Annotated in this window: 28 protein-coding genes and 1 pseudogene; 15 read left to right on the top strand and 14 right to left on the bottom strand. The window is 75.0% G+C overall.

The window, feature by feature from the left end:
* The first annotated feature begins 158 nt into the window (after positions 1–158).
* A complete protein-coding gene (locus ACWIZO_RS13350; protein WP_448642901.1) occupies positions 159–1,376 on the top strand; it encodes an MFS transporter in 1,218 nt (405 codons plus the stop codon).
* A gap of 40 nt (positions 1,377–1,416) precedes the next feature.
* On the top strand, positions 1,417–2,307 hold the full coding sequence (locus tag ACWIZO_RS13345; protein WP_448642900.1) for an aldo/keto reductase family oxidoreductase: 891 nt from the start codon (positions 1,417–1,419) through the stop codon (positions 2,305–2,307).
* 86 nt (positions 2,308–2,393) lie between these two features.
* Here the strand turns inward: ACWIZO_RS13345 and ACWIZO_RS13340 are convergent, their stop codons facing one another.
* The 5 genes from ACWIZO_RS13340 to ACWIZO_RS13320 form a co-directional block, all read right to left on the bottom strand.
* Entirely contained in the window at positions 2,394–2,783 is a 390-nt protein-coding gene (locus ACWIZO_RS13340; RefSeq protein WP_448642899.1) for a hypothetical protein, read from the bottom strand.
* A 38-nt stretch (positions 2,784–2,821) separates the two neighbouring features.
* Positions 2,822–4,450, bottom strand: coding sequence for an ABC-F family ATP-binding cassette domain-containing protein (locus ACWIZO_RS13335; protein WP_448642898.1), 1,629 nt, complete (start codon positions 4,448–4,450; stop codon positions 2,822–2,824).
* A gap of 61 nt (positions 4,451–4,511) precedes the next feature.
* Positions 4,512–4,718, bottom strand: a complete 207-nt coding sequence (locus tag ACWIZO_RS13330; RefSeq protein WP_446759203.1) for a hypothetical protein — start codon at positions 4,716–4,718, stop codon at positions 4,512–4,514.
* Between the two features lie 135 nt (positions 4,719–4,853).
* A complete protein-coding gene (locus tag ACWIZO_RS13325) occupies positions 4,854–4,979 on the bottom strand; it encodes a hypothetical protein (RefSeq protein WP_448642897.1) in 126 nt (41 codons plus the stop codon).
* A 10-nt stretch (positions 4,980–4,989) separates the two neighbouring features.
* Positions 4,990–5,589 carry a class I SAM-dependent methyltransferase gene (locus ACWIZO_RS13320; protein ID WP_448642896.1) on the bottom strand — a complete coding sequence of 200 codons (600 nt, stop codon included), beginning with the start codon at positions 5,587–5,589 and terminating at the stop codon, positions 4,990–4,992.
* Between the two features lie 39 nt (positions 5,590–5,628).
* Here ACWIZO_RS13320 and ACWIZO_RS13315 point away from each other — a divergent pair, with 39 nt between their 5' ends.
* The 3 genes from ACWIZO_RS13315 (at position 5,629) to ACWIZO_RS13305 (ending at position 9,402) form a co-directional block, all read left to right on the top strand.
* Positions 5,629–6,702: a winged helix DNA-binding domain-containing protein gene (locus ACWIZO_RS13315; protein ID WP_448642895.1), complete on the top strand. Its 1,074-nt coding sequence runs from the start codon at positions 5,629–5,631 to the stop codon at positions 6,700–6,702.
* Between the two features lie 177 nt (positions 6,703–6,879).
* Positions 6,880–7,851, top strand: coding sequence for an aldo/keto reductase (locus tag ACWIZO_RS13310; RefSeq protein ID WP_448642894.1), 972 nt, complete (start codon positions 6,880–6,882; stop codon positions 7,849–7,851).
* Positions 7,852–8,043: 192 nt separating this feature from the next.
* A complete protein-coding gene (locus ACWIZO_RS13305) occupies positions 8,044–9,402 on the top strand; it encodes an MFS transporter (RefSeq protein WP_448642893.1) in 1,359 nt (452 codons plus the stop codon).
* 51 nt (positions 9,403–9,453) lie between these two features.
* Here the strand turns inward: ACWIZO_RS13305 and ACWIZO_RS13300 are convergent, their stop codons facing one another.
* The 3 genes from ACWIZO_RS13300 to ACWIZO_RS13290 are packed head-to-tail and all read right to left on the bottom strand — an operon-like array spanning position 9,454 to position 11,558.
* Positions 9,454–9,900, bottom strand: a complete 447-nt coding sequence (locus ACWIZO_RS13300; RefSeq protein ID WP_448642892.1) for a nitroreductase family deazaflavin-dependent oxidoreductase — start codon at positions 9,898–9,900, stop codon at positions 9,454–9,456.
* A gap of 37 nt (positions 9,901–9,937) precedes the next feature.
* A complete protein-coding gene (locus ACWIZO_RS13295; RefSeq protein WP_448642891.1) occupies positions 9,938–11,164 on the bottom strand; it encodes a glutathionylspermidine synthase family protein in 1,227 nt (408 codons plus the stop codon).
* 4 nt (positions 11,165–11,168) lie between these two features.
* Positions 11,169–11,558 carry a hypothetical protein gene (locus ACWIZO_RS13290; RefSeq protein ID WP_448642890.1) on the bottom strand — a complete coding sequence of 130 codons (390 nt, stop codon included), beginning with the start codon at positions 11,556–11,558 and terminating at the stop codon, positions 11,169–11,171.
* Between the two features lie 128 nt (positions 11,559–11,686).
* Between ACWIZO_RS13290 and ACWIZO_RS13285 the strand changes: the two genes are divergently transcribed.
* From ACWIZO_RS13285 to ACWIZO_RS13275, 3 genes are all read left to right on the top strand, one after another.
* Complete coding sequence (locus ACWIZO_RS13285; protein WP_448642889.1) at positions 11,687–12,532, top strand: formate/nitrite transporter family protein; 846 nt, start codon at positions 11,687–11,689, stop codon at positions 12,530–12,532.
* 162 nt (positions 12,533–12,694) lie between these two features.
* A complete protein-coding gene (ypfJ, locus tag ACWIZO_RS13280; protein ID WP_448642888.1) occupies positions 12,695–13,612 on the top strand; it encodes a KPN_02809 family neutral zinc metallopeptidase in 918 nt (305 codons plus the stop codon).
* A gap of 4 nt (positions 13,613–13,616) precedes the next feature.
* Entirely contained in the window at positions 13,617–14,438 is an 822-nt protein-coding gene (locus tag ACWIZO_RS13275; RefSeq protein ID WP_448642887.1) for an enoyl-CoA hydratase/isomerase family protein, read from the top strand.
* A 15-nt stretch (positions 14,439–14,453) separates the two neighbouring features.
* On the opposite strand, the gene ACWIZO_RS13270 is transcribed toward ACWIZO_RS13275, so the two are convergent.
* Both ACWIZO_RS13270 and ACWIZO_RS13265 read right to left on the bottom strand, forming a co-directional pair.
* Positions 14,454–14,753 (bottom strand): siderophore-interacting protein, encoded by a 300-nt coding sequence (locus ACWIZO_RS13270; RefSeq protein WP_448642886.1) that lies wholly within the window; start codon positions 14,751–14,753, stop codon positions 14,454–14,456.
* Positions 14,754–14,755: 2 nt separating this feature from the next.
* Positions 14,756–15,019 (bottom strand): annotated as a pseudogene (locus tag ACWIZO_RS13265) (siderophore-interacting protein); the annotation flags it as partial.
* A 366-nt stretch (positions 15,020–15,385) separates the two neighbouring features.
* Between ACWIZO_RS13265 and ACWIZO_RS13260 the strand changes: the two are divergent.
* Genes ACWIZO_RS13260 through ACWIZO_RS13250 form a run of 3 tightly spaced genes read left to right on the top strand, consistent with a single transcriptional unit; the run spans position 15,386 to position 17,668 of the window.
* Complete coding sequence (locus tag ACWIZO_RS13260) at positions 15,386–16,270, top strand: hypothetical protein (protein WP_448642885.1); 885 nt, start codon at positions 15,386–15,388, stop codon at positions 16,268–16,270.
* Positions 16,271–16,273: 3 nt separating this feature from the next.
* Positions 16,274–16,888, top strand: coding sequence for a phage holin family protein (locus ACWIZO_RS13255; protein WP_448642884.1), 615 nt, complete (start codon positions 16,274–16,276; stop codon positions 16,886–16,888).
* Positions 16,889–16,930: 42 nt separating this feature from the next.
* Positions 16,931–17,668: a DUF3618 domain-containing protein gene (locus ACWIZO_RS13250; RefSeq protein ID WP_448642883.1), complete on the top strand. Its 738-nt coding sequence runs from the start codon at positions 16,931–16,933 to the stop codon at positions 17,666–17,668.
* A gap of 111 nt (positions 17,669–17,779) precedes the next feature.
* Here the strand turns inward: ACWIZO_RS13250 and ACWIZO_RS13245 are convergent, their stop codons facing one another.
* From ACWIZO_RS13245 to ACWIZO_RS13235, 3 genes are all read right to left on the bottom strand, one after another.
* Positions 17,780–18,955: an acyl-CoA dehydrogenase family protein gene (locus ACWIZO_RS13245; RefSeq protein WP_448642882.1), complete on the bottom strand. Its 1,176-nt coding sequence runs from the start codon at positions 18,953–18,955 to the stop codon at positions 17,780–17,782.
* Positions 18,956–19,025: 70 nt separating this feature from the next.
* Entirely contained in the window at positions 19,026–19,799 is a 774-nt protein-coding gene (locus tag ACWIZO_RS13240; protein WP_448642881.1) for an SDR family NAD(P)-dependent oxidoreductase, read from the bottom strand.
* 98 nt (positions 19,800–19,897) lie between these two features.
* The gene (locus ACWIZO_RS13235; RefSeq protein WP_448642880.1) at positions 19,898–21,436 is read right to left on the bottom strand and encodes a phospholipase D-like domain-containing protein; all 1,539 of its coding nucleotides are present in this window, start codon (positions 21,434–21,436) and stop codon (positions 19,898–19,900) included.
* Between the two features lie 183 nt (positions 21,437–21,619).
* On the opposite strand from ACWIZO_RS13235, the gene ACWIZO_RS13230 reads away from it, so the two are divergent.
* Together ACWIZO_RS13230 and ACWIZO_RS13225 are read left to right on the top strand one after the other, a co-directional pair.
* Positions 21,620–22,150 (top strand): DUF6653 family protein, encoded by a 531-nt coding sequence (locus ACWIZO_RS13230; protein WP_448642879.1) that lies wholly within the window; start codon positions 21,620–21,622, stop codon positions 22,148–22,150.
* 150 nt (positions 22,151–22,300) lie between these two features.
* Positions 22,301–23,539, top strand: coding sequence for an FAD-dependent oxidoreductase (locus ACWIZO_RS13225; protein WP_448642878.1), 1,239 nt, complete (start codon positions 22,301–22,303; stop codon positions 23,537–23,539).
* 15 nt (positions 23,540–23,554) lie between these two features.
* Here the strand turns inward: ACWIZO_RS13225 and ACWIZO_RS13220 are convergent, their stop codons facing one another.
* Positions 23,555–24,325: an alpha/beta fold hydrolase gene (locus ACWIZO_RS13220; protein ID WP_448642877.1), complete on the bottom strand. Its 771-nt coding sequence runs from the start codon at positions 24,323–24,325 to the stop codon at positions 23,555–23,557.
* A gap of 141 nt (positions 24,326–24,466) precedes the next feature.
* Here ACWIZO_RS13220 and ACWIZO_RS13215 point away from each other — a divergent pair, with 141 nt between their 5' ends.
* Entirely contained in the window at positions 24,467–25,450 is a 984-nt protein-coding gene (locus ACWIZO_RS13215; protein ID WP_448642876.1) for an ATP-binding cassette domain-containing protein, read from the top strand.
* A complete protein-coding gene (locus tag ACWIZO_RS13210; RefSeq protein WP_448642875.1) occupies positions 25,447–26,289 on the top strand; it encodes an ABC transporter permease in 843 nt (280 codons plus the stop codon). Before ACWIZO_RS13215 ends, ACWIZO_RS13210 begins: the two co-directional genes overlap by 4 nt.
* Positions 26,290–26,424: the final 135 nt, after the last annotated feature.

Here is a 26,424-nt window from a genome sequence, read left to right as displayed (position 1 = left end):
CGGCCCCGGCGGCCCCGGCGTCCCCGCGGGTGCCGGGGCCGCGCTGTGAGCAGACCCACCCCGCTCCCGGGGCATGACCGGCCGGATCCGGACGATGCACCAGGGGACCGGACGACGACGTCCGCACCACCCGACCCCCGTCGTCCCAGGAGTCCCCCGTGCCCCGTGCCCTGCTCGCGCTCGCCATCGGCGCCTTCGCCATCGGCACGACCGAGTTCGTGGTGATGGGCATGCTGCCCGAGATCGCCGACGGCCTCGGCGTCTCGGTGTCCGCCGTCGGCATGCTCATCTCCGCCTACGCCGTCGGCGTCGTCGTCGGCGCCCCCACGCTCACCGCCGTCGGCGTGCGGTTCGCGCCCCGCCAGACGCTCGTCGCGCTGATGGCGGTGTTCGTCGTCGGCAACGCGCTGTCCGCACTCGCCCCGACCTACGAGACGCTCGTGGCCGCCCGCGTCCTCACCGCGCTCGTCCACGGGGCGTTCTTCGGCGTCGCCGCGGTCGCCGCCCGCCGGTCGGTGCCGCCGGCGCAGGCCACCCGCGCCATCTCGCTGGTGTTCGTCGGCCTCACGCTGGCCAACGTCGTCGGCGTGCCGCTCGGCACGCTGCTCGCCCAGCAGACCAGCTGGCGACTGGTGCTCGGGGCCGTCGCCGTCCTCGGGGTCGTCACCGTCGCCGGCCTGCTGACCTGGCTGCCGCGCGACGCCGGGGAGCCCAGCGACCTGCGCACCGAGCTGGCCGCCTTCCGCCGCGGCCAGGTGTGGCTGGTGCTCGCGCTGACCGTCGTGGGCTTCGCCGCCAACTTCGCCGTCTACAGCTACGTCAGCCCGGTCCTCACCGACCTCGCCGGGCTGTCCGCCGGGTGGCTCACCCCCGTCCTGGCGCTGTACGGCGTCGGGACGACGGTGGGCACCCTGCTCGGCGGGCGCCTGGGTGACCGGTTCGGCTTCGCCTCCGTGGTGGTGGGCCTCCTCGCCGTCGCCGGCGTGCTCGTCGCGCTCGCGTTCCTCGCGGAGGTCCCGCTCGCCGCGGTGACCCTGCTCGTGCTCTTCGGCCTCATCGCCTTCGCCATGGGACCGGTCGTGCTCAACGGCGTCATCGTGGCCGCGCGCATCCCGGGTGGCAGCCTCGTCTCGGCGGCCAACCAGGCGGCCTTCAACGTGGCCAACGCGCTCGGCGCGGCACTGGGCGCGCTGGTCATCTCCCAGGGGCTCGGGTACACCGCGCCGATGTGGGTGGCCGCCGGCCTCGCCGTGGCCGGGGCGGGTCTGGCCGTCCTGGCGCAGCGGGCCGACCGCCGCGAGCGGGCCACGGTGGACGCCGACGTCCGGCGGTGGCAGCAGGCCCTCGTCCGCGATCCGGCCGGCTCGGCCGCCTGAGGGCTGCGCGTAGGCGCGCGTCGGCGGGTAGGAGCCGGTCATGACGACGACCGCCGAGAGGTCAGGACAGTTCGTGCTCGGGGACCGCACGGTCCACCGGATCGGCTACGGGGCGATGCGGCTGTCCGGCCCGCACATCATGGGGCCGCCGGCCGACCGCGAGGCCGCCGTCGCCGTGCTCCGCCGGGCGGTGGAGCTCGGCGTGGACCACATCGACACCAGCGACTACTACGGCCCGCACGTCACCAACGAGGTCATCCGCGAGGCCCTGCACCCCTATCCCGAGCAGCTGACCATCGTCACCAAGGTCGGCGCCCGCCGGACGCCGGAGGGCGAGTGGCCCGAGGCGCTCTCCGCCGACGAGCTGCGCTCGGCGGTGCAGGACAACCTCCGCAACCTCGGCGTCGACGTGCTCGACGTGGTCAACCTGCGGATGCCCGGCGCCGACGCGCCCGTGGAGCGCTCGCTGGCCGAGCCGTTCGAGGCCCTCGCCGGGCTGCAGCAGCAGGGCCTCATCCGGCACCTGGGCGTCTCCAACGTGACGACCCAGCAGTTCGCCGAGGCCCGGTCGATCGCGCCGGTGGTGTGCGTGCAGAACCACTACAACCTCGTGCACCGCGACGACGACCCGATGGTCGACGCCCTCGCCCGCGAGGGCATCGCCTACGTGCCGTTCTTCCCGCTCGGCGGCTTCACGCCCCTGCAGTCGGCGGCGCTGGAGACCGTGGCCCGGCGGCTGGAGACCACGCCGATGCAGGTGGCGCTGGCGTGGCTCCTGGCCCGCTCCCCCAACCTGCTGCTGATCCCGGGGACCTCCTCGGTCGCCCACCTGGAGGAGAACCTGCAGGCCGCGGCGCGGGTGCTGGGACCGGCGGAGATGGCGGAGCTGGACCGCATCGGCGGCAGCGGCGAGCCCGACGTCGACCTCTGAGGGGCCCCGGGCGACGTGCTGGAACGGCCCCCGTGCAGGGTCCCGCCTCGAGCGGAGCGAGAGGTGGGGGGCACGGGGGTCCTTTCTCAGTCGGCGTCGTTGGCCAGCAGGGCGCGGGCCTCGGCGGCCTCGTCCTCGGTGAACCCGCCGGACCCCTCGGGGTGGTGGACCTGGGCGTCGATCCACCGCCGGTGCGCCTCCCACGCCGACTGCCGGGTGGCGCCGAGCGCGCGGCCGATCTGCGCCCACGACGCCCCTGTCGTCCGGGCGGTGCGCACGGTGAGCTGCCGGCCCTGGGCGGCACGCCGGGCGATCACCTCGCCGAGCGCCAGGAGTTCCAGCGCCTCGTCCCGGGTCAGCGGGCGCGGGCCGGCCGGCTCGTCGGGGTCGGCCAGCGAGTGCCGCGCGCGCAGCTCGTCGTAGCGGCGCACGGCGCTGGCGAGGGTGTGCTGCCGTTCGAGGTCGTCGACGTCCACGACCCAGCATCCGTCAGGCTGCCCTGACGCGCAAGGGCTCACCGGACCCGGGCGACCCGGGCCTCGTCGAAGACCGGCTCGGCAGACTCGTACACCCGCCCGTCCGCGCCGAGGACGAGGAACCGGTCGAAGGACCGGGCGAACCAGCGGTCGTGCGTCACCGCGAGCACGGTGCCGTCGAATGCGGCGAGCGCCTCCTCGAGCGCCTCGGCGGAGAGCACGTCGAGGTTGTCGGTCGGCTCGTCGAGCAGCAGCAGGGTGGCGCCCGACAGCTCGAGCACGAGCACCTGGAAGCGGGCCTGCTGGCCGCCCGACATCGTCTGGAACGGCTGGTCGGCCGCGCCGGTGAGCCCGTAGCGGCGCAGCACCGCCATCGCCCGGCCGCGGTCGACGCCCGGCCGGCCGGGCTCGCCGTGCCAGAGCAGGTCGGCCGGCGTCCGGTCCAGCCACTCGGGGTGGGCGTGGGTCTGGGCGAACAGGCCGGGGACGACGCGGGCACCCAGCCGCCAGGAGCCGGTGTGCGCGACGTCCTGGCCGGCGAGCAGCCGCAGGAGGTGCGACTTGCCCGCCCCGTTGGCGCCCAGCACGGCCACCCGGTCGCCGTACCAGACCTCGAGGTCGAAGGGCTGCACCAGCCCGGTGAGCCCCAGCTGCTCGGCCACGACCGCCCGGACGCCGGTGCGCCCGCCACGCAGCCGCATCGTCACCCGCTGCTCCGGCGGACGGTCCGGCGGCGGGCCGGCCGCCTCGAACTTCGCCAGCCGGGACTGCGCCGCCCGGTACCGGCTCGCCATGTCCGGGGAGTTGGCCGCCTGCTGCTGCAGGGTGCGCACCAGGTCGACCAGCCGCTGGTGCTCCTCGTCCCAGCGCCGGCGGACCTCGGCCATCCGCTCGTGCCGCGCGGCACGCGCGGCCGGGTAGCCGGCGAAGCCGCCGCCGTGGACCCACGCGGTGCCGCCCTCGACGGTGACCACCCGGTCGGCGACGCGGGAGAGCAGCTCCCGGTCGTGGCTGACGAACAGCACCGTCTTGCGGGTCTCGAGCAGCCGCTGCTCCAGCCACCGCTTGCCCGGGACGTCGAGGTAGTTGTCCGGCTCGTCGAGCAGCAGCACCTGCTCGGGGCCGCGCAGCAGCGCCTCCAGCGCCAGCCGCTTCTGCTCGCCGCCCGACAGCGTCGACAGCTCCCGGTACTTGCACCGGTCGTAGGGGAGGCCGAGCGCGGCCACGGTCACCGTGTCCCAGGTGACCTCGGCGTCGTACCCGCCCGCGTCGCCCCACCGGGCCAGCGCGTCGGCGTAGGCCAGCTGCGCGGGCTCGTCGTCGGTCTCCATGAGGGTGAGCTCGGCGGCCTCGACGGCGTCCCACGCCGCCCGGACCGCCGGCCCGGAGAGGTCGACGAGGAAGCGCTGCACGGTCGTGTCGTCGCGCACCGACCCGATGAACTGCCGCATGACGCCCAGGCCGCCGCTGCGGGAGACGGTCCCGGACTCGGGCACGAGGTCGCCGGCGACGATCCGCAGCAGCGTCGTCTTGCCCGCGCCGTTCTCACCGACCAGCGCCGCCCGGGCGCCCTCGCCGACGCGGAAGGAGACGTCGTCCAGCAGCACCCGGCCGCCCGGCAGCGTGTGCCGGACCCCGCTCACGTCGACGTAGCCCACGCCGGTCATCGTCCCGCGCGCGGCAACCGGTTTCGGCCGCCCCGCAGGGGCCGGCCGCGAGCCCGGGCTCCTACCGCACCGACTCCAGCCGGGTGCGCGCCAGCCGCTCGACGAGCTCGGGCAGCGCCGTCGCCGGGACACCGCTGAGGTCCTGCCGGCACGACCGGACGACGCTGCCCACCACCTGCGGTCGCACCCGAGGGCGGAACTCGTCCACCAGACGGGCCACCGCCAGGTCGACGGAGGGGTCGAGGGCGAGGTCGTCGGTCATCGTCATGCGGGCGCGGAACCTCTCGTCCGATTCGGTTTCGTTACGGCGTCCAGCCTGGCCGATCCGGCCGTCGGGCACCAGGGACCAAAGCCCCGCGCGGTCGGCTCGGGGAGGGCCCCGGGAGGGAGTCCTCGGGACCCCTCAGCCGAGGGCGAGGGAGAGCACCGTCGCGGCCGCGGCCAGCACCATCGCCAGGACGACGACGGCGGCGACCAGGCGCCGTCGGCGCTGCGCCTGCCGGCCACCGGCCCCGCCCATCCCCATCACGGGCGCGACGCTACCGCCCGCGGTCGGCCGGCCCGGCCGGCCGCCGTCCCCACAGCAGAGTGTCCAGCGCGGTGCCCGACGGGGTCTCGCGCCGCACCTGCTCGAGGCGGTCGACGTCGAGCAGCCCGGCCACCCGGGCGAGCCGTTCGGTGCTGTGCAGGACGGCCGGGTCCTGCGGTCCACCGACGCCGCCGGTCAGGTTGGCGACGTCGTGGCCGAGCACCAGCAGCCGCCCGCCCGGGCGCAGCCACCCGACGGCGCGCTGCAGCACCGCCGTCATGTCCTCCTCCGGCAGGTGCAGGTAGGCCACCAGCACCAGGTCCTGGGAGTCCGGCGCGGCGTCCCAGGTGGTGACGTCGGCGGTGACCCAGGTGACCCGGTCGGCGCCCGGCTGCTCCTGCCCGCGGGCCAGCCCGGTGGCGGAGAAGTCGACGGCGGCGGCCCGCCAGCCGCGGCCGGCCAACCAGAGCGCGTGCCGGCCCTCCCCCGCCGCCAGGTCGACCGCGTCGCCGGGCGGCAGCGGTTCGAGCAGCGCGGCGACCAGCGGGTTGGGTCCGGCCGTCCACTGCTGCTGCTCGGCGTAGCGGGCGTCCCAGTCCTCGGCTCGCACGGCGGGGAGTCTGTCAGCGCCGGCTGGCACAGTGCCGCCATGACCGCGCCGCGCACGTCCCCCCGGGAGGTCGCGCTGCTGCGGCTGGTCGCCCAGCGGCTCGCCGGCCCGCCGTTCCCCGACGCGGCCGCGGCGGTGCGGGCGCTGGGCGCGGTGCAGGGGCAGGACCTGCCCGGCGCGCTCACCTCGGTCGCGCTGCGCACCGCCGGCCGGTCCCGGGCCGGGGTGGAGTCCGCGCTCGACGCCGGGGACGTCGTCCGGTCGTGGCCGATGCGCAGCACGCTGCACCTGACCGCCGCGGAGGACCTGCCCTGGATGCTCGCCCTGCTCGGCCCGCGGGTGCTGGCCGGCGCGGCGAAGCGGCGGGCGGTCGTGGGCCTGACCGAGGCCGATCTCGAGCGGGCGCGCGAGGTCGCCACCGGCGGGCTCACCGGCGGCCGCCGGCTGGGCCGCAGGGCGCTGCTCGCCGCGCTGGCCGAGGCCGGGTGCGACGTGACCGGCCAGCGCGGCTACCACACGCTCTGGTACCTGGCGCAGACCGGGACGCTGGTCCTCGGCCCGCCCGAGGCCGGCGACCAGGCGTTCGTCCTGCTCGACGAGTGGATCCGCGCGCCCCGGCGGCTGGAGGGCGAGGAGGCCCTGGCCGAGCTCGCGCTGCGCTTCTTCACCGGGCACGGGCCGGCCACCGTCGCCGACCTGGTCCGCTGGGCGGGCACGACGGTCCGCGACGCCCGCGCCGGCCTCGCGCCGGTGCGCGACCGGCTGACCGCGATCGACGTCGAGGGCACCGAGATGCTGATGGCCGCCGACACCGCCGACCGGCTCGCCGCCCACCGGGCCGAGGCGGAGGCGCTGCACCTGCTGCCGGGCTTCGACGAGTTCGTCCTCGGCTACGCCGACCGCACCTGCGCGGTCGCGCCGGAGTTCGCCGACCGCATCGTGCCCGGTGGCAACGGCGTCTTCCGCGCGACCGTCGTCGTCGGCGGCCGGGTGGTGGGCACCTGGCGGTGGACCGGGAAGGGCGCCCGCCGCGCGGTCACCGCCGAGCCGTTCACCGCCTTCCCCGGCGGCGTGGCCGAGCGTCTCCCGGCGCTGGCCGCCGCGCTCCCCTGACGGCGGCCCGGGAGCCGGTCGGGGCCGCTCCCGGGGTCGACCCCGCGCTCCCGGGGTGCCGCAGGACCCCAGGAGCGCGGAGGAGACCCCGGGAGCCGCGACCCGGACCCCGGCCGGGCCGCGCGGAGCGGCAGCGGCACGGTGGCCGGCGACCGGGCGCGGGACCAGGGTGGGGGCATGGAGTACGTACGCCTGGGCGCCACCGGCCTGCAGGTCTCCCGGATCTGCCTCGGGATGATGAGCTTCGGCGAACCGCAGCGCGGGCGGACGCCGTGGAGCCTGCCCGAGGACCAGGCGATGCCGCTGGTGGAGCGGGCGCTCGAGGCCGGCGTCACCTTCCTCGACACCGCCAACGTCTACTCCGACGGCTCCAGCGAGGAGATCACCGGCCGGGCGATCCGCGAGTTCACCAGCCGCGACGACGTCGTCCTGGCCACCAAGGTGCACGGCCGGATGCGGCCCGGGCCCAACGGCGGCGGACTCTCGCGGGTGGCGATCCTGCGCGAGCTGGAGGCGAGCCTGCGGCGGCTGCAGGTCGACCACGTCGACCTCTACCAGATCCACCGGTGGGACCCGGCCACCCCGATCGAGGAGACGCTCGAGGCGCTCGACGCCTGCGTGCGCAGCGGCAAGGTCCGCTACCTCGGCGCGAGCAGCATGTGGGCCTGGCAGTTCGGCAGGGCGCTGCACCTCGCCGGCGAGCACGGCTGGCACCGGTTCGTGTCCATGCAGGACCACTACAACCTGCTCAACCGCGAGGAGGAGCGGGAGATGCTGCCGCTGTGCGCCGACCAGGGCATCGGCGTCATCCCGTGGAGCCCGCTGGCCCGCGGCCGGCTCACCCGCGACTGGGACGAGGCGACGGCGCGGTCGGAGACCGACGACTTCGGCCGCCGGCTCTACGACGAGCGCAGCGACCGGGCGATCGTCGAGCGGGTGGCCGAGGTGGCCCGCGAGCGCGGCGTCCCCCGGGCGCGGGTCGCGCTGGCCTGGCTGCTGGCCAAGCAGGTGGTGACCGCGCCGATCGTCGGCGTCACGAAGCAGGCCCACCTCGACGACGCCGTCGCTGCGGTCGACCTGCAGCTCACCGACGAGGAGGTCGCGCGTCTCGAGGAGCCCTACACCCCGCACGCCGTCGTTGGCTTCTGAGCCGGCGGTACCCGCACGGCACCAGGACGTCGACCACGACGCCGGGCGCGGCGGCCCGGACCCCGTGCGCGCCGCCCGGGTCTGCCGTGCCGCACCCCTTTGACGCCGGTGCCGGTCGGGGCCGACCGTGTTCCCCGCCATCTCGTTGCAGCCCCCAACCGGGGCGCGGAAGAGGAGCTCGCCATGGCGGACGTGAACACCCCCCAGGATCCGGCCGAGGCCCGTCTGCGTGAGCGCGACGCGGGCGTGCGGACGGGGTCGCAACGACGCCGGGCCGCCGTGGCCAGCACCATCGGCACGACCATCGAGTGGTACGACTTCTTCCTCTACGGGACCGCGGCGGCGCTCGTCTTCCCGGCGGTGTTCTTCCCCGGCGAGTCCGCACTGGCCGGCACGCTGCTGTCGTTCTCCACGCAGTTCGTCGGCTTCGCCGCCCGGCCGATCGGCGCGGCCGTCTTCGGGCACTACGGCGACCGGCTCGGCCGCAAGGGCGCCCTGATCACGACCCTGACCCTCATGGGCGTGGCGACGGCGCTCATGGGCGTGCTCCCGGGCTACGCCAGCATCGGCGTCGCGGCGCCGATCCTGCTCACCCTGCTCCGGATCGTCCAGGGCATCGGGGTGGGCGGTGAGTGGGGCGGCTCGGTCCTCATGTCGATGGAGTGGGGGGAGCGCCGGCGACACGGGTTCATGGCGAGCCTGCCGCAGCTCGGCGTCCCGATCGGCCTGCTGCTCTCCACCGGCGCGGTGCGGCTGGTCTCGGGGGCCGGCGAGGACTTCTTCACCTCGTGGGGCTGGCGGATCCCGTTCCTGGCCAGCGTCGTCCTCATCGCGATCGGCCTCTACGTCCGGCTCTCGGTCCTGGAGACGCCGCACTTCGCCCGCGTCCGCGAGCAGAAGGCCGTGGTGAAGCAGCCGGTGTGGGAGGTCATCCGGACCCAGCCGCGGGCGATCGTCACGTCGGCGCTGGTCCGGATGGCCGAGCAGGCGCCGTTCTACCTGTTCATCACCTTCGTCCTGAGCTACGGCACCGAGGGGCTCGGGCTGGAGCGCAACTCCCTGCTGAACTACACCCTCGTCGCCGCGGCCCTCGGCTTCGTGACCGTGCCGCTGTTCGGCTTCCTGTCCGACCTGCTCGGACGACGGCTGGTCTACGGCGCCGGGATCGTCGCGGTGGGGCTGTACGCCTTCCCGTACTACGGGCTGCTGAACACGCGCAGCGCGGGGCTGGTGCTGCTCGCGATCGTGCTGTCGCTGGCCTTCCACGACGTCATGTACGGCCCGCAGGCGGCGCTGATCTCGGAGACGTTCGGCACCGGCGTCCGGTACAGCGGCGCCGGCCTGGGCTACCAGCTCGCGTCGGTGGTCGCCGGCGGCCCCGCGCCGCTGATCGCCACGGCGATCTTCGCCCGGACGGGCTCCTCGACCTGGATCTCCTGGTACATCGTCGGCTGCGCGGTGGTCTCGATGATCGCGCTGCTGCTCATGCCGCGCCCGCACGCCAGCATCGAGGACGTCGTCGACCACCGGCAGCAGTCGCTGCGCCGCTGACCCGCGGGCGGCGGACCCGGGCGGCGCGCCGGGACCGCCACCCGCCGGGTCTCAGCGGACGCGCTCGACCACGAAGACCGGGATCACGCGGTCGGTCTTGCGCTGGTACTCCGCGTACGGCGGGTAGGCGGCCACCGCCCGCTCCCACCACTGCGCCTTCTCCTCGCCGGTGACCTCCCGCGCGACGCCGTCCCACGGCTCGGGGCCGTCCTGCACGGTCACCTGGTCCGGGTACCTGCGCAGGTTGGCCACCCACGCCGGGTCCTTCGGCGCGCCGCCCTGGGAGCCGACCATCGCGTAGACGCCGTCGTGCTCCACCCGCATGAGCGGCTGCTTGCGGACCTTGCCGGTCTTCGCCCCGCGCGTCGAGAAGACGACGACGGGCAGGCCGGTGTCGCGCAGCGTGTTGGCCTCCCGGCCGCCGGTCGCCTCGTAGCGCTCCACCTGCTCGCGGACCCACTGCTGCGAACTGGGCTCGTACTCCCCTTCGAGTGGCATGCGCCCGACCGTAGGACGCCGCGGCGCCGGGCGCGCCCTACCGGCCGGAGTCGATCGTGTGCGGCACGAAGAAGCTCAGGTTGTCGGTGACCAGCCCCTCGCTCTCCCGGATGCCGAGCCCGGCCGGCTCGCCGTCGACCACCCAGGCGCCGAGCACCGGGTGGTGCGGCCCGTCGACGCCGGCGAAGTCCGGCAGCGGCGCGAACTCCTGGACGACGAACCCCTCGGTGCCGTACCGGCCGGGCACCGCGGTGACGACCCGGCCGTCGCGGACGATCTCCACGTTGGCGCCCTCGCGGCCCCACAGCGGCTTGCGCACGTAGTCCCGCCACGACGAGGGCATCTCGTCGGCGAAGTAGGCCGGCAGCAGCAGCTCGGAGAGCACGGGGTCGCCGCCGAAGAGCCGCCAGAGCACCGGCAGCAGCGCCTTGGTGCTCCACAGCATCTTGTAGACCGGCTCGATCCAGGTGGTGCCGCCGGGGCGGGCGGCGTCGGCGAGGACGGCGGCGCCGAACTCGTCCTCGATCAGCCACTCCCAGGGGTAGAGCTTGAAGACGACGTCGAGGTGGCGGCCCTGCGCGTCGTAGAAGCGGCCGTCGCCGGAGTCGAGCGCGATGTCCTCGACGACGAGCTCGACCGCCTCGTAGCCGGCCTGCACGACGGTGTCCATGAGGTAGGCGACGGTCATCCGGTCCTCACCGGAGGTCTCCTCGCTGGTCCAGGCGAGGTGCACCCGGGGGCGGATCCCGGTCCGCCGCTCCCACCGGGTCAGGTTGCGCTGCCAGGCGGCGACGAGCTTCTCGTGCAGCGCGTTCCACTGGTCGCGGCCCTGCCCGGTGAACAGGTGCCAGTTCCACTGGGTGACCGCCGACTCGACCAGCCCGGTGGGGGTGTCGGCGTTGAACTCCAGCAGCCTGGGCGGGCCCGAGCCGTCGTAGCGCAGGTCGAAGCGGCCGTAGACGCTGGGCGGCTCGCTCTCCCAGGTGGCCCGGATGCCCGAGCGGGCGATGAGCGGGATGCCCATCCGGTCGAACAGGTCGTGCTCGACGACGTGGTCGCCGGCGGCCACGCACATCTCGAACAGCTGGGCCACCCAGCCCTCGAGCCGCGCGACCTCGGCGGAGCCGAAGTCGTAGTAGGGGCCCTCGCGCCAGTAGCTGCGGACCTCGCCGCCGGGCAGGTGGGTCCGGTTGTAGACCAGCCCCTGCGCCTCGATCTCGGCCTCCCACCCGGGCCGGACGACGCCGGCCTCGACGCGCCGCACGGGCTCAGGAGCCGGAGCCCGAGCCGCCGGAGCCCGAGCCGATGCCGCCGGTCACCCGGGTGCCGCCGGTCACCTTGCCGCTGCCGGGCAGGCCGTAGCGCTGCCGGGCGGCGGTGTCGGCGGGGCTGATGCGGGTGCCTCCCCGCGGCAGCACGGTGCCGACCGGGAGGCCGGGGCGGAAGGCCCCGAGGTAGAGGAAGAACAGGCCACCGCCACCGCCACCGCCGCGGTCGTCGTCGCAGTAGTCGTCGTCGACGATCTCGCCGTCCTCGTTGGTGCAGTAGGCGACCTGCTCGTCGTCCTCGTCGGTGCCGCAGCCGGTGAGGAAGCCGGTGGCGGCGGTCGCGAGGACCGTCGTGGTCAGGGCGCCGCGCACCCGGTTCGAGAACGCCATGGGCCCCTCCCGGCTCGGTGGACCCCTGACCCTAGGGCCAGGCCCGCGTGCCGACGGTCCCCGGGGAGCGCGGACGGTCCCGTGCCGCTACCGTCCGGACACCGACGCCACTGCCCCCGGGAGGCGCGATGACCGCCAAGGAACCCGCCGAGGTCGCCAAGGTCGCCGCCGCGACCGGCGCCAAGAAGGTGCACCGCACGTGGGACCGGGTGCTGGTCAGCGCCTTCCTCGCCGGCGCCTACATCTCCTTCGGGGCGCTGGTGGCGATCACGGTCTCCTCCGGGCTGGACACCGACACCTGGGGCACGCTGCCGACGCTGTTCATGGGCGCCGCCTTCACCCTCGGCCTCGTCCTCGTGCTCATCGCCGGCTCCGACCTGGCCACCGGCAACATGATGCTGGTCCCGCTGGGCGCCATGAACGGCAAGATCGACGTCGGGGACGTCGTCCGGAACCTCACCCTCGTCCTGCTCGGCAACCTGCTCGGGGCGCTGTTCGTCGCGTACTTCCTGGCGGTCTCCACCGGCGTCATCGGCGACCCGGACAGCTCGGGCAGCGCCGGGCTCACCTTCGCGCGGCTGACCGAGATCGCCCAGGGCAAGGTCTCGCACACCCCGTGGGAGGTCTTCCTGCGCGGCGTCGGCTGCAACTGGCTGGTCTGCCTGGCGGTGTGGATGTCGCTGGCGTCGTCGAGCATCGCGGGCAAGATCCTGGCGATCTTCTTCCCGATCATGGCCTTCGTCGCCATGGGCTTCGATCACGTGGTGGCCAACATGTTCTACCTGCCGGCCGCCCAGTTCGCCGGGGTCGACGGCGTCGGCTGGGGCGACACGCTGCTCAACTGGCTGGTCGCGGGCGCGGGCAACCTCGTCGGCGCGGTCGTGTTCGTCGGGACCTCGTACTGGTACCTGTTCCTGCGCGACCAGCCCGACGCGGTCCCGCGCACCGGCGCCGAGCCGGCTGAGCGCGCCTGACCCGCCGCCCCTCCCGACGACCACGGCGCCGTGACCACCCCGGGGCCCCGGACGGCGGTCACGGCGCCGTGATCGCGAGGGCTCGGACTCCCCGCCCGGGTCGCGGTCCCCGCGGGCCGGTGGCACGGTCGAGCGGCACGCGAGACGGGAGGACACGGGCGGATGCGGTACAGGGAGGGCGGCGACCTCGACACGTCGTCGATCCAGGACCGGCGCGGCGGAGGCGGGCTCGGCGGCGGCCGGGGGCTGGCCGTCGGGGGCGGCGGGCTCGGGGTCGTCGGGCTGCTCGTCCTCGTGCTGGTGAACGTCCTCGGCGGCGGGGGCGGCGGGGGCGGTGCCGGGCTCGGCGCGCTGGCCGGCCTCGGCGAGGGCGAGACGGCCGACAACGCCGCGCTCGAGCAGTCCTGCGACGAGGCCGAGGACGCCAACACCTCCGTCGAGTGCGCCGTCGTCGCCGACGTCGACTCCATCCAGGACTACTGGTCGCAGACGCTCGGGTCGCAGTACGTCCCCACCGACACCGTCTTCTTCTCCGGTCAGACGCCGACCGGCTGCGGGGGCGCGACCAGCGGCTCGGGCCCCTTCTACTGCCCGGCCGACCAGCTGGTGTACATCGACCTGTCCTTCTTCGACACCCTGCGCTCGCAGTTCGGCGCCGAGGGCGGGGCCTTCCCCAACGCCTACGTGCTCGCCCACGAGTACGGCCACCACGTGCAGGACCTGCTGGGCACCAACCAGCAGGTGACCCCCGGCGCGACCGGGGCCACCAGCGGCAGCGTGCGCCTGGAGCTGCAGGCCGACTGCTACGCCGGCACCTGGGCCAACCACGCCGAGACGGTCCCCGACGAGTCCGGCGAGCCCCTGATCACCGAGATCACCCAGGACGACGTCGACCGGGCGCTGGACACCGCCGGGCGCATCGGCGACGACTACATCCAGCAGAACCTGGGCGGGGGCACGGTCGACCAGGACACGTTCACGCACGGCTCCTCCGAGCAGCGCCAGCGCTGGCTCCTCACCGGCTACCGGACCGGCGACCCGGCGCAGTGCGACACCTTCGCCACCGACGACCTCGGCTGATCCCGTGACCACGGAGGACACGGCCGGGGACCACGGGGCCGAGGGGCTGCGCGTCACGCACGACGGCGCGGTCGCCGTCCTGACCATCGACCGGCCGGAGAAGCGCAACGCGCTCACCGCCGGCATGTGGGCGGCGCTGCCCGGGGTCCTGGCCGCGCTGGCCGGGGACCCGGAGGTCCGCGCGCTGGTCGTCACCGGCGCCGGGCCGAGCTTCTGCGCCGGCGCGGACATCGGCGACCTGCTCGGCGGGCCCGACCCCGAGGACCCGATGGCGGAGCTGCGCCGGGACAACCTCGCCGCGCAGGCCGCGCTGCGGGACTTCCCCCGGCCGACGATCGCCATGGTCCGCGGGCACTGCATCGGCGGCGGTGTCGAGCTGGCCACCTGCTGCGACCTGCGGTTCACCGACCCGACCGGCGTCTTCGGCGTCACCCCCGCCAAGGTCGGGATCGTCTACACGCCGACCTCGACGCAGGCGCTCGTGCAGCTCGTCGGCCCGGCGACGGCCCGCTACCTGCTCTACTCCGGCGAGCTGATCGACGCCGGGACGGCGCTCCGCACCGGCCTGGTCGACCGGCTGCTCCCGACCGGCGACCTGGCCGGCGAGGTGCGCCGGTTCGCCGAGGTGCTGGTCTCCCGCTCGGCGCTGACGCAGCGCGCCGCCAAGGAGGTCGTGGCCGCGGTGGCCGCCGGCGGGGACGGCCAGGCCCGCGCCGAGGAGGTGGCAGCGCGCTGGTACCGCGAGACGGTCACCGCCGGCGAGCTCGCCGAGGGCGTGGCGGCCTTCACCGAGCGCCGCCCGCCCGCCTTCCCCTGGCGCGCCTGAGGCGGCCCTCCCGGCTCAGGCCACGCCCAGACCCTGCTCCTCGGCCTCCACGGCGGCGTTCCACTCGCGCTTCTCGGCGCGCCACGCCTCGTCGGTGCGGCCCAGCCGCCAGTAGCCCGACACCGACATGCGCTCCCGTGGCACGCCGAGCCCGGTGCGCAGGAAGCGGCGCAGCTCGCGCACCGCGCCGGCCTCGCCGTGGACGAAGGCGTGCACGTCCCCGCCGGGCAGGTCGGCCCCGCAGACGGCGGCGACCAGGCGCCGCCGGGGCCGAACAGCTGCAGCGCCTGGCCCGGCCGGGCCGCCGCCGCCCACGGGCCGGCCACGCCCTCGTCGCCGTGCAGGACGACGTCGACGGTCAGCTCGCCGGGGCCGGCGTCCCAGGAGCGGACGGTGTAGGTGCGCGTCACCGGCCACTGCGCGCGCGGCAGTCGGGCCTGCACGTCGTCGACGTCGAAGGGCGCGGTGTAGGGCGCGCCGGCCGGCGGGAACAGCAGCTTGACGTAGGAGTCGGCGTGCTCCGGCGCGAAGCCGGTCAGGCCCTCCCCGCCGAGGACGATCCGGACGAGGTGCGGCGTCACCCGGCTGGTGCGCAGGACGGTCGCGGTGCGGGGCGTCCGTTTCCGGGGTGGGCGGTCGTCGGCCACGGCTCTCCTCGGGTCAGGGAAGGCTCACCTTACTCCACCCGTCCGTGTGCCCCTCGCGGTTTCGGACCCGGGCGTCCGGGTAGCTCCTGGCCTGCGGGAACGGCGACGTCGCCGGGCACGGACCGCCGGCCCGGCCGGCTCCCCGACCGCCTCTTCCCCACGGCTCCCCGGGCCGCGTGACCCCCGTCACCGGCCCCGCTCCACCCACATCCGTCCAGGTGACGGCCGTCGCCGGGATGTGTGTGAGTGATCCAGTTCTGGGTAGCGCCAGCTCCGACCGAGATCCACTCAGGAGGAACGATGACCCACTCCATCGACGCCCCCCTCCCGCCGCCGCCCTCCTCGGGCGCGACCGGCTACGGGGACACGAGTACGACCTCGACCAGCTCCGGTTCCCCCTCGACCACCGACGTGGCCAAGGACGAGGCCCGCAACGTCGGCGCGACCGCCAAGCAGGCCGGCAGCCAGGTCGCCTCGACCGCCGCCGACCAGGCGAAGAACGTCGTCGCCGAGACCCGGTACCAGGCGCGGAGCCTGGTCGAGCAGGGCCGCAGCCAGGTCCGCCAGCAGGCCGTCTCGCAGCAGCAGAAGGCCGGGCAGACCCTCTCCGGCCTGGCCGAGCAGCTGCGCGGCATGGTCGAGGGCAACGCCCCGGCACCCGGCCCCGCCCGCGACCTCCTCCACGAGGGCGCCAGCAGGGTGGAGGAGTTCGCGACCTTCCTGCAGAACCGCGAGCCGGCCGACCTGCTCGACGAGGTGCGCTCCTTCGCCCGCCGCAAGCCCGGCACCTTCCTCCTGGGGGCCGCGCTCGCCGGCGTGCTCGCCGGCCGGCTGACCAGCGGCGTCAAGGCCGCGCACAGCAGCGACTCGAGCTCCTCGCGGGGCACCTCGCAGTTCGCCTCGACGCAGGGCACCTACGGCCAGGGCACCTACACCGAGGGTGCCTACACCGAGGGCACCTACGCGCAGGGCGGCTACACCGCCCAGACGCCGGCCTACACCGGCTACGAGGGCACGACGACCGGCTACGAGACGACGTCGACCGGCTACGAGCAGTCCCCCTCCACCCCCGGCACGCCGCTGCCTCCCCCGCCCTACGGGACGACGCCGCCGGCCGGCAGCGTCGTGCCCCCGGCCGCGCCCGCGGGCTGGGACGACCCGAGCCGTCCGGGCCAGGGGGTCTGACCGATGAGCACCCCCTACTCCGGAGCCACCCCCGTGGGTGGCCAGGGCTATCCGCCGGAGCCGCCCCCGTCCGACTACCCCGCCCCGCCCACCTACGGGCAGGAGCAGGGATCGGGCAGCCAGGCCTACGGCCAGCAGGACCTCGGCCAGCAGGGGTACGCCCAGCCGGGCTACACCGACCCGGCCTACGGCGCCCACGCCGGTGAGCGCGGCACGCCGATGACCGACGCCGGCCGGCCCGACGTCGAGGGCACCTCGGTCGGCCAGCTCATCAGCGAGGTCACCACCGACCTCTCGGTGCTGATGCGCCAGGAGCTCGCGCTCGCCAAGGCCGAGATCACGACCGAGGCCAAGAAGGCCGGCCAGGGCGCGGGCATGTTCGGCGCCGCGGGCTTCGCCGGCTACATGGTGCTGCTGTTCCTGTCCTTCGCCCTCTGGTGGGCGCTGGAGAACGTCATGGACGCCGGCCTGGCCGCCCTGATCGTGGCGATCATCTGGGGCGTCATCGGCGCCGTCGCCTTCGTGGTGGGGCGCAAGAAGTTCCGGCAGGTCAACCCGAAGCCCGAACGGACCGTGGACACCCTCTCCCAGGTGCCCGGCGCCCTCAAGCCCCACTGACCCGCGGGCCCGCGGGCCCCTCCCCTCCCTGGAGCAGCAGACATGACCAGTAGTGACCCGGACGTCATCCGGCGACAGATCGAGGACACGCGGCGCGAGCTGAGCTACGACGTCGACGCCCTCAACGAGAAGGTCAACCCCGCCCGCGTCGTCGACCGGCGCATGGCGTCGGCCAAGGGCCGCTTCGCCAACGTCAAGGACCGCGTCATGGGCTCGACCCACGACACGCGCTCCTCGGCCCACGGCACCACGCAGAGCGCGATGAGCTCGGTACAGGGCACCGCGCAGAACACGGTCGGCTCGGTGCAGGGCGCGGCGAGCAACGCGGCCGGCACCGTGCAGGACGCCGCCTCGCAGGCAGCGCACGCCGTCCAGCAGGCCCCCGACGCCGTGGTCCGCCAGACGCAGGGCAACCCGCTCGCGGCCGGGCTGATCGCCTTCGGCGTCGGCTGGCTGGTCTCCAGCCTCCTGCCCGCCTCCGAGAAGGAGCGGCAGCTGGCCCAGCAGGCCGAGACCGCCGTCCGCGAGCACAAGGACGAGCTGCTCCAGCCGGCCAAGCAGGTCGCGCAGGAGGTCGGCGAGCAGCTGCGGCCGGCCGCCGAGCAGGCCGTCCAGGAGGTCAAGTCGACCGCCCAGGACGCGGCCTCCACCGTCAAGGAGGAGGGCCAGTCGGCCGCGCAGGACGTGCAGGGCCAGGCCCAGCAGTCCCGCGACACCGTGCAGAGCCAGACCGGCGGCAGCTCCAGCAGCAGCACGACCGGCACGAGCAGCAGCTACTGAGCACGGCCCTCCCGACCGGGAGGACACTCCCACCGCGCCCCGCCGGGAACTCCCGGCGGGGCGCGGTGGCGTCCGGGGAGTCCGGGGACGTCGTCCGCCGGCCGGGGGGCCTCAGACGAAGGCGCTGACGCCGGTGAGCGCCCGTCCCACGATCAGGCTGTTGATCTCACGGGTGCCCTCGTAGGAGTACAGCGCCTCGGCGTCGGCGAAGTACCGCACGACGTCGTTCTCCAGCAGGATCCCGTTGCCGCCGAACAGCTCCCGGGCCAGGGCGACCGTCTCGCGGGCGCGGCCGGTGACGAAGGCCTTGGCCAGCGCCGCCTGCTCGTCGCGGAAGACGCCCTCCTCCTGCAGCTGCGACACCCGCACCGCCATGCCGAGGCTGGCGGTCACGTTGCCGGCCATGCGGGCCAACAGGTCCTGGATGAGCTGGAAGCCCGCGATCTGCCGGCCGAACTGCCGCCGCTCCTTGGCGTAGGCGATCGCCGCCTCGAAGGCGCCCATCTGGCAGCCCACCGCGTTCCAGGCGACGCCGCCGCGGGTCAGCTTGAGCACCCGGTTGACGTCACGGAACGAGTTGCCCTCGGCGAGCTTGTTCTCCGCCGGCACCCGGCAGCCCTCGAAGACGATGTCGGCGTTCTGCACCGTGCGCAGCGCGTACTTGCCCTCCATCTTCGTCGCGGTGAAGCCGGGGGTGCCCTTCTCGACGACGAGGGTCTTCACCTGGTCGTCGGCGACGTCGCGGGCGAACACGACGACGACGTCGGCGAAGGTGCCGTTGCCGATCCAGCGCTTGGCCCCGTCGATCACCCACTCGTCGCCGTCGCGCCGGCAGGTCGTCTCCAGGCCCTGGGCGACGTCGGACCCGCCGTGCGGCTCGGTGAGCGCGAAGGCGCCGATCTTCTGCAGCGAGACCATGTCGGGCACCCAGCGCGCCCGCTGCTCGTCGGAGCCCAGCAGCACGATCGACCCCATCGACAGGCCGTTGTGCACGCCGAGGAAGGTCGCCATCGACGGGTCGACCCGGGAGGCCTCCAGCGAGATGAAGCCGGTGAACAGGCGCGAGGCGCGGGGCCGGTGCTCCAGGTCGTAGCTGCGCCCGACCATGCCCTCCTCGGCGAAGCGCGGGATGAGGTCCATCGGGAAGGCCGCCGACTCCCAGGCCGCGTTGACCCGTGGCCGGACGTCCTCGTGCAGGAAGCGCCGGATGCCCAGCAGTTCCTTGCGCTCGTGCTCGTCGAGCAGGGACTCGTAGTCGTAGAGGTCGCCGAGCAGTGCGTCGGTCATCGCAGGTCCTCCCGCCGGTGGGTGCGGCTGCCCTACCCCGCGGCCGGGCAGCCGACGCCGACGCCTCCGCTCACACGTGCGGCTGGCCGGTGGAGGCGCTGGTGCCGCCGTCGACCGGCAGCACCGTCCCGGTGACGTAGCGGGCGCCCTCGCTGGCCAGGAACAGCACCGGCGGGGCGACGTCCTCGGGCTCCCCGGGGCGGCCCAGCGCGATGCGGTTGCGGAACGGCGCCAGGGACGCCTCGTCCCGGCCGACGCCCTCGGTGAGCTCGGTGAGCGTGAACGCCGGCGCGACGGCGTTGAGCCGCACGCCCTGCGCGCCCCAGTCGAGCGCGAGGGAGCGCACGAAGTTGGTGATCGCCGCCTTGGTGGCGTTGTAGGCCGCCTGCCCCCAGTCGCCGCGCAGGCCGGACACCGAGGAGACGGCGACGACGTTCCCGCCCGAGGCGGCCAGGTGCGGCAGCGCGGCCTTGGCCAGGTGGAAGAAGGCGTCGACGTTGGTGGCGCGCAGCCGCTCCCAGGCGTCGTCGGCCAGCTCGGTCAGCGGGCCGGTCGCGTAGTCCGCGGCGTTGCTGACCACGACGTCGAGCCGGCCGAACCGGTCCACGACGTCCCCGACGACCTGCCGCACCTGCGCGGGGTCGGAGACGTCGGCCGGCAGCGCCAGGCCGCGCTCCGCGGGGACGCCGGTGAGCGCGGACTCCAGCCGGTCGCGGCGGCGCCCGGTGACGGCCACCGTCGCTCCGGCGCCGAGGAAGGCCCGGGTGACGGCCAGGCCGATGCCCGAGCCGCCCCCGGTGACGAGGACGACGGAGCCGGTGAAGTCGAAGGTCGCAGAGGCCATGCCCTCCTCCTCCCCGGCCGGCGGCCCGCGCCAAACGCCGGCCCCGCCCGGCGGCGGGGCGCGCCGGGCGCCCGGGGGGTCGGCGGACCGGGACCCGGTCAGCCGCGGTGGCGACGCCGGCGGCCGGCGAAGGCCCGCTTGACCCGGCGCCAGCGGTCCGGGGTGTGCTCGGCGTCGAGGAGCTCGGTGTCGGCGAGCAACCGCTCCACCGGGTCGAGCCCGGACGGCACGAGGGGCACCAGCGAGCGACCGGTCGGGCGCAGCAGGGAGTCGACCGCGCGCACCAGCGACCCGCCGCAGCGCTCGACGGCGTCGGCCACCTCCTGCGGGTCCACGCCGAGGTGCTCGCCGAGCAGCCGGTGGCGCATCGCGAGCACCGCCGCCCGCAGCTCCGGCGCGCGCGGGTCGCCGGTGCGGGCCTCGACCGACACGTCGCACTCGGTGTCCAGGCCCATCGACCGGTTGTTGAGGTTGGACGAGCCGATGCGCAGCAGCCGGTCGTCGACGCAGGTCACCTTGGCGTGCACGTACACCGGCCGGCGCTCCGCGGTGACCGGCACGAACAGCCGGAACCGGTCGTGGCGGTCGGCGCGGCGGACCAGGTCGAGCAGCTTCACGCGGGCGGTGTCCATGGCCTTGCTCTCCAGCCAGCTGGCCGCCGTCTCGGGGTTGATGACGACGACCTCCGGGCCGTCCTCCTCCCCCAGCCGCTCGGCGACGGCCTCCGCGATGCGGCGGTTGGCGAAGTACTGCGTCTCGATGTAGACGGTGTCGCGGGCGGCGGCGATCGCGGCCAGCCAGAGCAGCTCGATCTCGTGCACCAGCTCGGCGCCGCCGTGCTCGGGGCGGGTGCGCGAGACGGCGACGTCAAGGTCGGTGAGGACGGGCTCGACCCCGTCGGGCCAGCACGCCTCGACGTCGGTCACCGGCTCCAGGCGCTCACCGGTGCCGCTCTCCCAGCGCTCGCGGGCGAGGTCGCCGATCGCCCGGGCCGCCGGGCCCGACACCAGGCTGGTGACGTCGTGCCACGGCCCACGCAGCCGGGTCGAGTGCGGCCGGTGGCGCAGCGGGTGGCGGTCGCGGTGCTCGGGGGTGTCCCAGCGGTCGGCGGTGACGTCGATGCCGCCGGCGAAGGCCAGGCAGTCGTCGATGACGACGATCTTCTGGTGGTGCGCGCCGCCGAGGGGGTGGTGGGTGTCGACGGCGAACCGCAGCCGGTCGGGCGTGCGGCGGTCGAGCAGCACGATCGGGGCCATGCGCCGACCGAGGGCGACGACCATCCCGAGGTCCCACTGCAGGACGCCGATCTCCAGCCGGGGGGTGGCCGCCACCGCCCGCTGCAGGACGCGGCCCAGCCGGTCCTCGCGTGCGGGGCCCGGGGCACGCGGGTCCAGCCGGATGCGCGGGTCGAAGTCCCAGCCGATGAACAGCACCCGCCGCTCGGCGCGCAGGACGGCGCGCTTGAGGGTGGCGAAGTAGTCGGCGGCGTCGACGAAGACGGCGTACCGGTCGGCGCGCTCGATCCGCCAGCAGGTCTCGCCGGGCACGAGCAGGGCGTCGTCGGTGGGGGCCGGGACGGGCGCCGGGACGGTCGGGACACGGGAGGTCGTCCCGGCGGCGTCGGCGCTCTCGATCACCCCGAGAGTGTGCCGACCTGCGCAAGCACCCGCGGACGGACGCCGGTCCGAGCGACCCGAAGGGGTGGCGGCCCCTCCCCCTCGTCCCCGCGGAGCCCCCGCGCGAGGGTGTTGTGCCGCTCCCCGTGGTCGGCGACCCTGGGACCACGTCGCGGGGGCCCAGGTACGCGAGGGGGCACCGACATGGCGCTGGACACCCGCATCGCCGAGGTCTTCGGGCTCGAGGGGGACGCCTGGCAGCGCCACGCCAACCCGTGGAGCGTCTACACGCGCATCCCGATCCCGCCGCTGCTGGTCGCCGCGATCTGGAGCCGCAGCCGTCTGGGGTGGCGGTCGCTCGTCCCGGTGGGCGCGGTCTGTGCGTGGACCGTCGTCAACCCCCGGGCGTTCCCGCCACCGCGCTCGCTGGACTCCTGGGCGTCACGGAGCGTGCTGGGCGAGACCTGCTGGGCCAGGAGGGAGGAGGTCCCGGTCCCGCCGCGGCACCGGGTCGCGCCGACCGTGCTCGGCGCCCTCAGCGCCCTGGGGGTGCCGCTCGTCGTGCGGGGGCTCGTGGTCCGGGACGGGTGGATGGTGGTGTCCGGGCTCGTCGTCCAGATGACCGGGAAGCTCTGGTTCCTCGACCGGATGGCCCTCCTGTACGACGACGTCACGACCGCCGGGTCCGCGGCACCTCCCTCGTCGACGACCACCTCGGCCCCGACGCGGCGCTGACCGGCCGGGACGCGCCGGTCAGCACGGCCGTGGCGAGGTGGCGCGCGTGGCCTCGGCACCGCGGGCCGGCGCGCGCCGACCCGTGGTGCCGCACCCCGTCGGCGCGGGAGACTGCGCGGGCACGGGGGCCACCTGAGAGGGAGGCCGGCGATGAGTGAGCGCACGACGTGCCTGGTGGTCGGCGGCGGGCCGGCCGGGATGGTGCTGGGCCTGCTGCTGGCGCGGGCCGGCGTCGAGGTGACCGTGCTGGAGAAGCACGGCGACTTCCTCCGCGACTTCCGCGGCGACACCGTGCACCCCTCGACGCTGCAGCTGCTCGACGAGCTCGGCCTCGGCGAGGACTTCGCCCGGCTGCCGCAGACCAGGCTCGAGGAGGTGGTCTTCCCGACCGGCGACGGCGGCACGGTGACGATCGGGGACTTCCGCCGGCTGCGGGTCCCCCACCCCTACGTCGCGATGACCCCGCAGTGGGACCTGCTCGACCTGCTGGCCGATGCCGGCCGGCGGGAGCCGACGTACACGCTGCGGATGCAGACCGAGATGACCGGCCTGCTCCGCGAGGGCGACCGGGTCCGCGGGGTGCGCTACCGCACCGCCGACGGCGCCACCGGCGAGCTCCGGGCCGACCTCACCGTCGCCTGCGACGGCCGGCACTCCCTCGCCCGCCGGGAGGCCGGGCTGCGGCCCGTGGAGTTCCCCGTGCCCATCGACGCCTGGTGGTTCCGCGTCCCCCGGCTGCCGGACGACCGGCCGGCCGCGCTGGCCCCGCGGGCAGCGCCGGGCCGGTTCGCCGTACTCATCCCCCGGGAGACGTTCATCCAGGTGGCCTACATCGGCCGCAAGGGCACCGACCCGCAGCTGCGGGCGCGCGGCATCGAGGCGTTCAGGCAGGACGTCGTCGAGCTGGTCCCGGAGTTCCGCGACCGGGTGGACGCGCTGCGCTCGATGGACGACGTCAAGCACCTCGACGTGCGGGTCGACCGGCTCGAGCGGTGGCACGTCGACGGGCTGCTGTGCATCGGCGACGCCGCGCACGCGATGTCGCCGGTCGGCGGCGTCGGCATCAACCTCGCCGTCCAGGACGCGGTGGCCGCGGCGACCCTGCTGGCCGCGCCGCTGCGGGACGGCACGCTGAGCGCGGCGGACCTGGCCGGGGTCCGCGCCCGCCGCTTCCTGCCCACCGTGCTCGTGCAGGGCCTGCAGCGGCTGCTGCACCGCGCCCTGGTGGGACCGCTCGTCGAGGGACGGCGCCCCGGCCCACCCGCGCCGGTGCTCGCCCTGGTGCGCCGGCTCCCCCAGCTGTCCGTCGTCCCCGCCTACCTGATCGGCGTGGGGCTGCGGCCCGAGCACGCGCCCGCGTTCGCCCGCCGCACCCCCGCACGCTCCTGATCCGCGGGGGCGCCGTCACCGGTCGGCGAGGAACGCCGCCAGGACCGGCAGCAGCAGGTCCGCGCGCCGCGTGACCTGCATGTGCGTCGTCCCCGGGAGGACGGCGAGCTGCGACCCCGGGATGAGCCGCAGCATGAGGGCGGCGTGCTCGACGGTGGTGAAGTCGCGGTCGCCCTGCACCAGGAGCACCGGGGCGGTGATGCCGGCCAGCTGCTCGTCCGACCAGCCCACCAGGTCGGCGTCCGACGCCGACAGGGCCGCGAGGAACTCCTCGAAGTGCTCCGGGTGGGGCGAGAGCCGCCGGTAGGTCTCCGCCATCTCGGCGAGGTCCTGCTCGGTGGGCATGCGGGTGGAGGTCGCCATCCGCTCGGGGTCGAGGAAGTCCTCGTGCATGCCGTCGGGGCGCACGCTGGCCGAGCAGGGCACCACGGACAGGACCCGGTCGGGAGAGGAGACGGCGAGCTCCAGCGCCACGGCGCCGCCCATGCTGTGCCCGAGGACGTGCGCCCGGTCGATGCCGAGGTGGTCGAGCAGCGCCACGACGTCGGAGGCCGAGTTCGCCGGTGTGACCGGCCGGTCGACGTCGGCGGTGCGCCCGTGCCCCTGCAGCTCGACGGCGACGACACGGTGGCGCCGGGCGAGGGTGGGGAGCAGCCCCGCGAAGCTCAGGTCGATGCTCATCATGCCGCCGTGCAGCAGCACCAGGGGTGCGCCGCCGTCGCCGTGCACCTCGAAGTACAGGTGCAGGCCGTTGACGTCGGCGTAGCCGGTGGTGGTGTCGGTCATGAGAGGCTCCTCGGTCCGGGTGGGCGTCACCTCTGGGGACCGCGCGACGGCCGGCGACTCATCGCCGGCTCCCGTCCCGTGCGGCCGGCAACGCGGAAATCCCGTTGTCCTCAACTGCGCTTGAGATTGCATCCTGATGGCATGAGCGTCACCCCGGCGGTCGAGGCCGTCGACCTGGTCAAGCACTTCGGGGACAACCGCGCCGTGGACGGCGTCAGCTTCGTCGTCCCCACCGGCTCGGTCCTCGGGCTGCTCGGGCCCAACGGCGCGGGCAAGACCACCCTCGTGCGGATGCTCACCACGCTGAGCGTCCCGACGAGCGGCACCGGCCGCGTGGCCGGCTTCGACATCCGGGAGCAGCCGAACGAGGTGCGCCGCAGCATGGGCCTGACCGGGCAGGCGGCGACGGTCGACGAGATCCTCACCGGCCGGGAGAACCTCCGGCTGATCGGCGCCCTGTACGGGCTCTCCCGCAGCCACGTCCGCGCGGCGACCGAGGACCTGCTCGCCCGCTTCGACCTCGCCGACGCCGGCGACCGGCCGGCGAAGTCCTACTCCGGGGGCATGCGCCGCCGCCTCGACCTCGCGGTGAGCCTGCTGGCGGCACCGCCGATCCTGTTCCTCGACGAGCCCACCACCGGCCTGGACCCGCAGAGCCGCTCGGGGCTGTGGGAGGTGCTCCGGGAGCTGGTCGAGGAGGGCACCACGCTGGTGCTGACGACGCAGTACCTGGAGGAGGCCGACCAGCTCGCCGACGAGATCGTGGTGGTCGACAAGGGCCGGGTCATCGCCGCCGGCACCCCGACGCAGCTCAAGGACCAGGCCGGGCAGGCCAGCGTCGTGGTGACCCTGACCCACACCGCGGACCTCGACACCGCCGCCGACCTGATGCGCGCGCAGTCCCCCGAGGTGCACGTGGAGCGGGGCAGCCGGCGGCTGACGGCGCAGGCCGGCGGGCTGGGCGACATGACCCGGATCGCCGCCGTCTTCGAGCGCAGCGGCATCGAGCTCGACGACCTGGGCCTGGCCCGGCCCAGCCTGGACGACGTGTTCCTGCACCTCACCGGCCACCGCGCCGAGGCCGGCGCGCCCGCCGACCCCACGACCGAGGGAGCCCTCCCGTGACCGCCGTCGAGATCCCCACGACCCGGGTCGCCCGGCCGCCGATCACGCCGCCGTCGCTGCTGCGGGCGTCGGCGACCATCCTGTGGCGCAACCTGCTGCACATCCGGCGGATGCCCGAGATGCTCATGGACGTCACCGTCCAACCGGTGGTGTTCGTGCTGCTGTTCGCCTACGTGTTCGGCGGCGCGATCGCCGTGCGCGGCGCCGACTACAAGGAGTTCCTGCTCCCCGGGATCATGGTCCAGACCATGGTGTTCTCCTCGGCCATCGTCGCCATGGGGCTCACCAGCGACCTGCAGAAGGGCATCGTCGACCGGTTCCGGTCCCTGCCGGTCCCCCGGTCCTCGGTGCTGGTCGGGCGCAGCATCTCCAGCCTGGTCCACTCCAGCATCGGCATCGCGGTCATGGGGGTGACCGGGCTGCTCATCGGCTGGCGGATCCGCAACGGCGTGGTCGACGCCGTGCTGGCGCTCCTGCTGCTGCTCCTCTTCGGGTTCGCGATGATCTGGCTGGGCATCTGGGTCGGCTCGCTGATGCGGACCGTCGAGGCCGTGCAGGGGTTCATGTTCACCCTCATGTTCCCGCTGACGTTCGTGGCCAACACGTTCGCGCCGCCGGAGAGCATGCCGGCGTGGCTGCGTGCGATCGCCGAGTGGAACCCCGTCTCGGCGCTGACCCAGGCGTGCCGCGAGCTGTGGGGCAACGGCCTGCCCGCACCGGCGGACGCCGCCTGGCCCCTGCAGCACCCGGTCGCGCTCTCCGTCGCCTGGTCGGTGCTGCTGACGGCGGTGTTCGCGCCGCTCGCCGTCTCGGCGTTCCGCCGCCGCTCGCGCGACTGAGCCGGCCCACCCCGGCCGGTGCGGGGCCCCCTCCGACCAGGGGCACCCCGCACCGGCCGGGGCACGCCGGGCCGCCGCGAGACCACGGCCGGGCCGTCACCGGTGACCGCGTCCGGGTGCGAACCACCCGCGAAC

This window comes from Geodermatophilus sp. URMC 63, from assembly GCF_053502565.1.
This window is presented reverse-complemented; position numbering and strand designations above follow the sequence as displayed.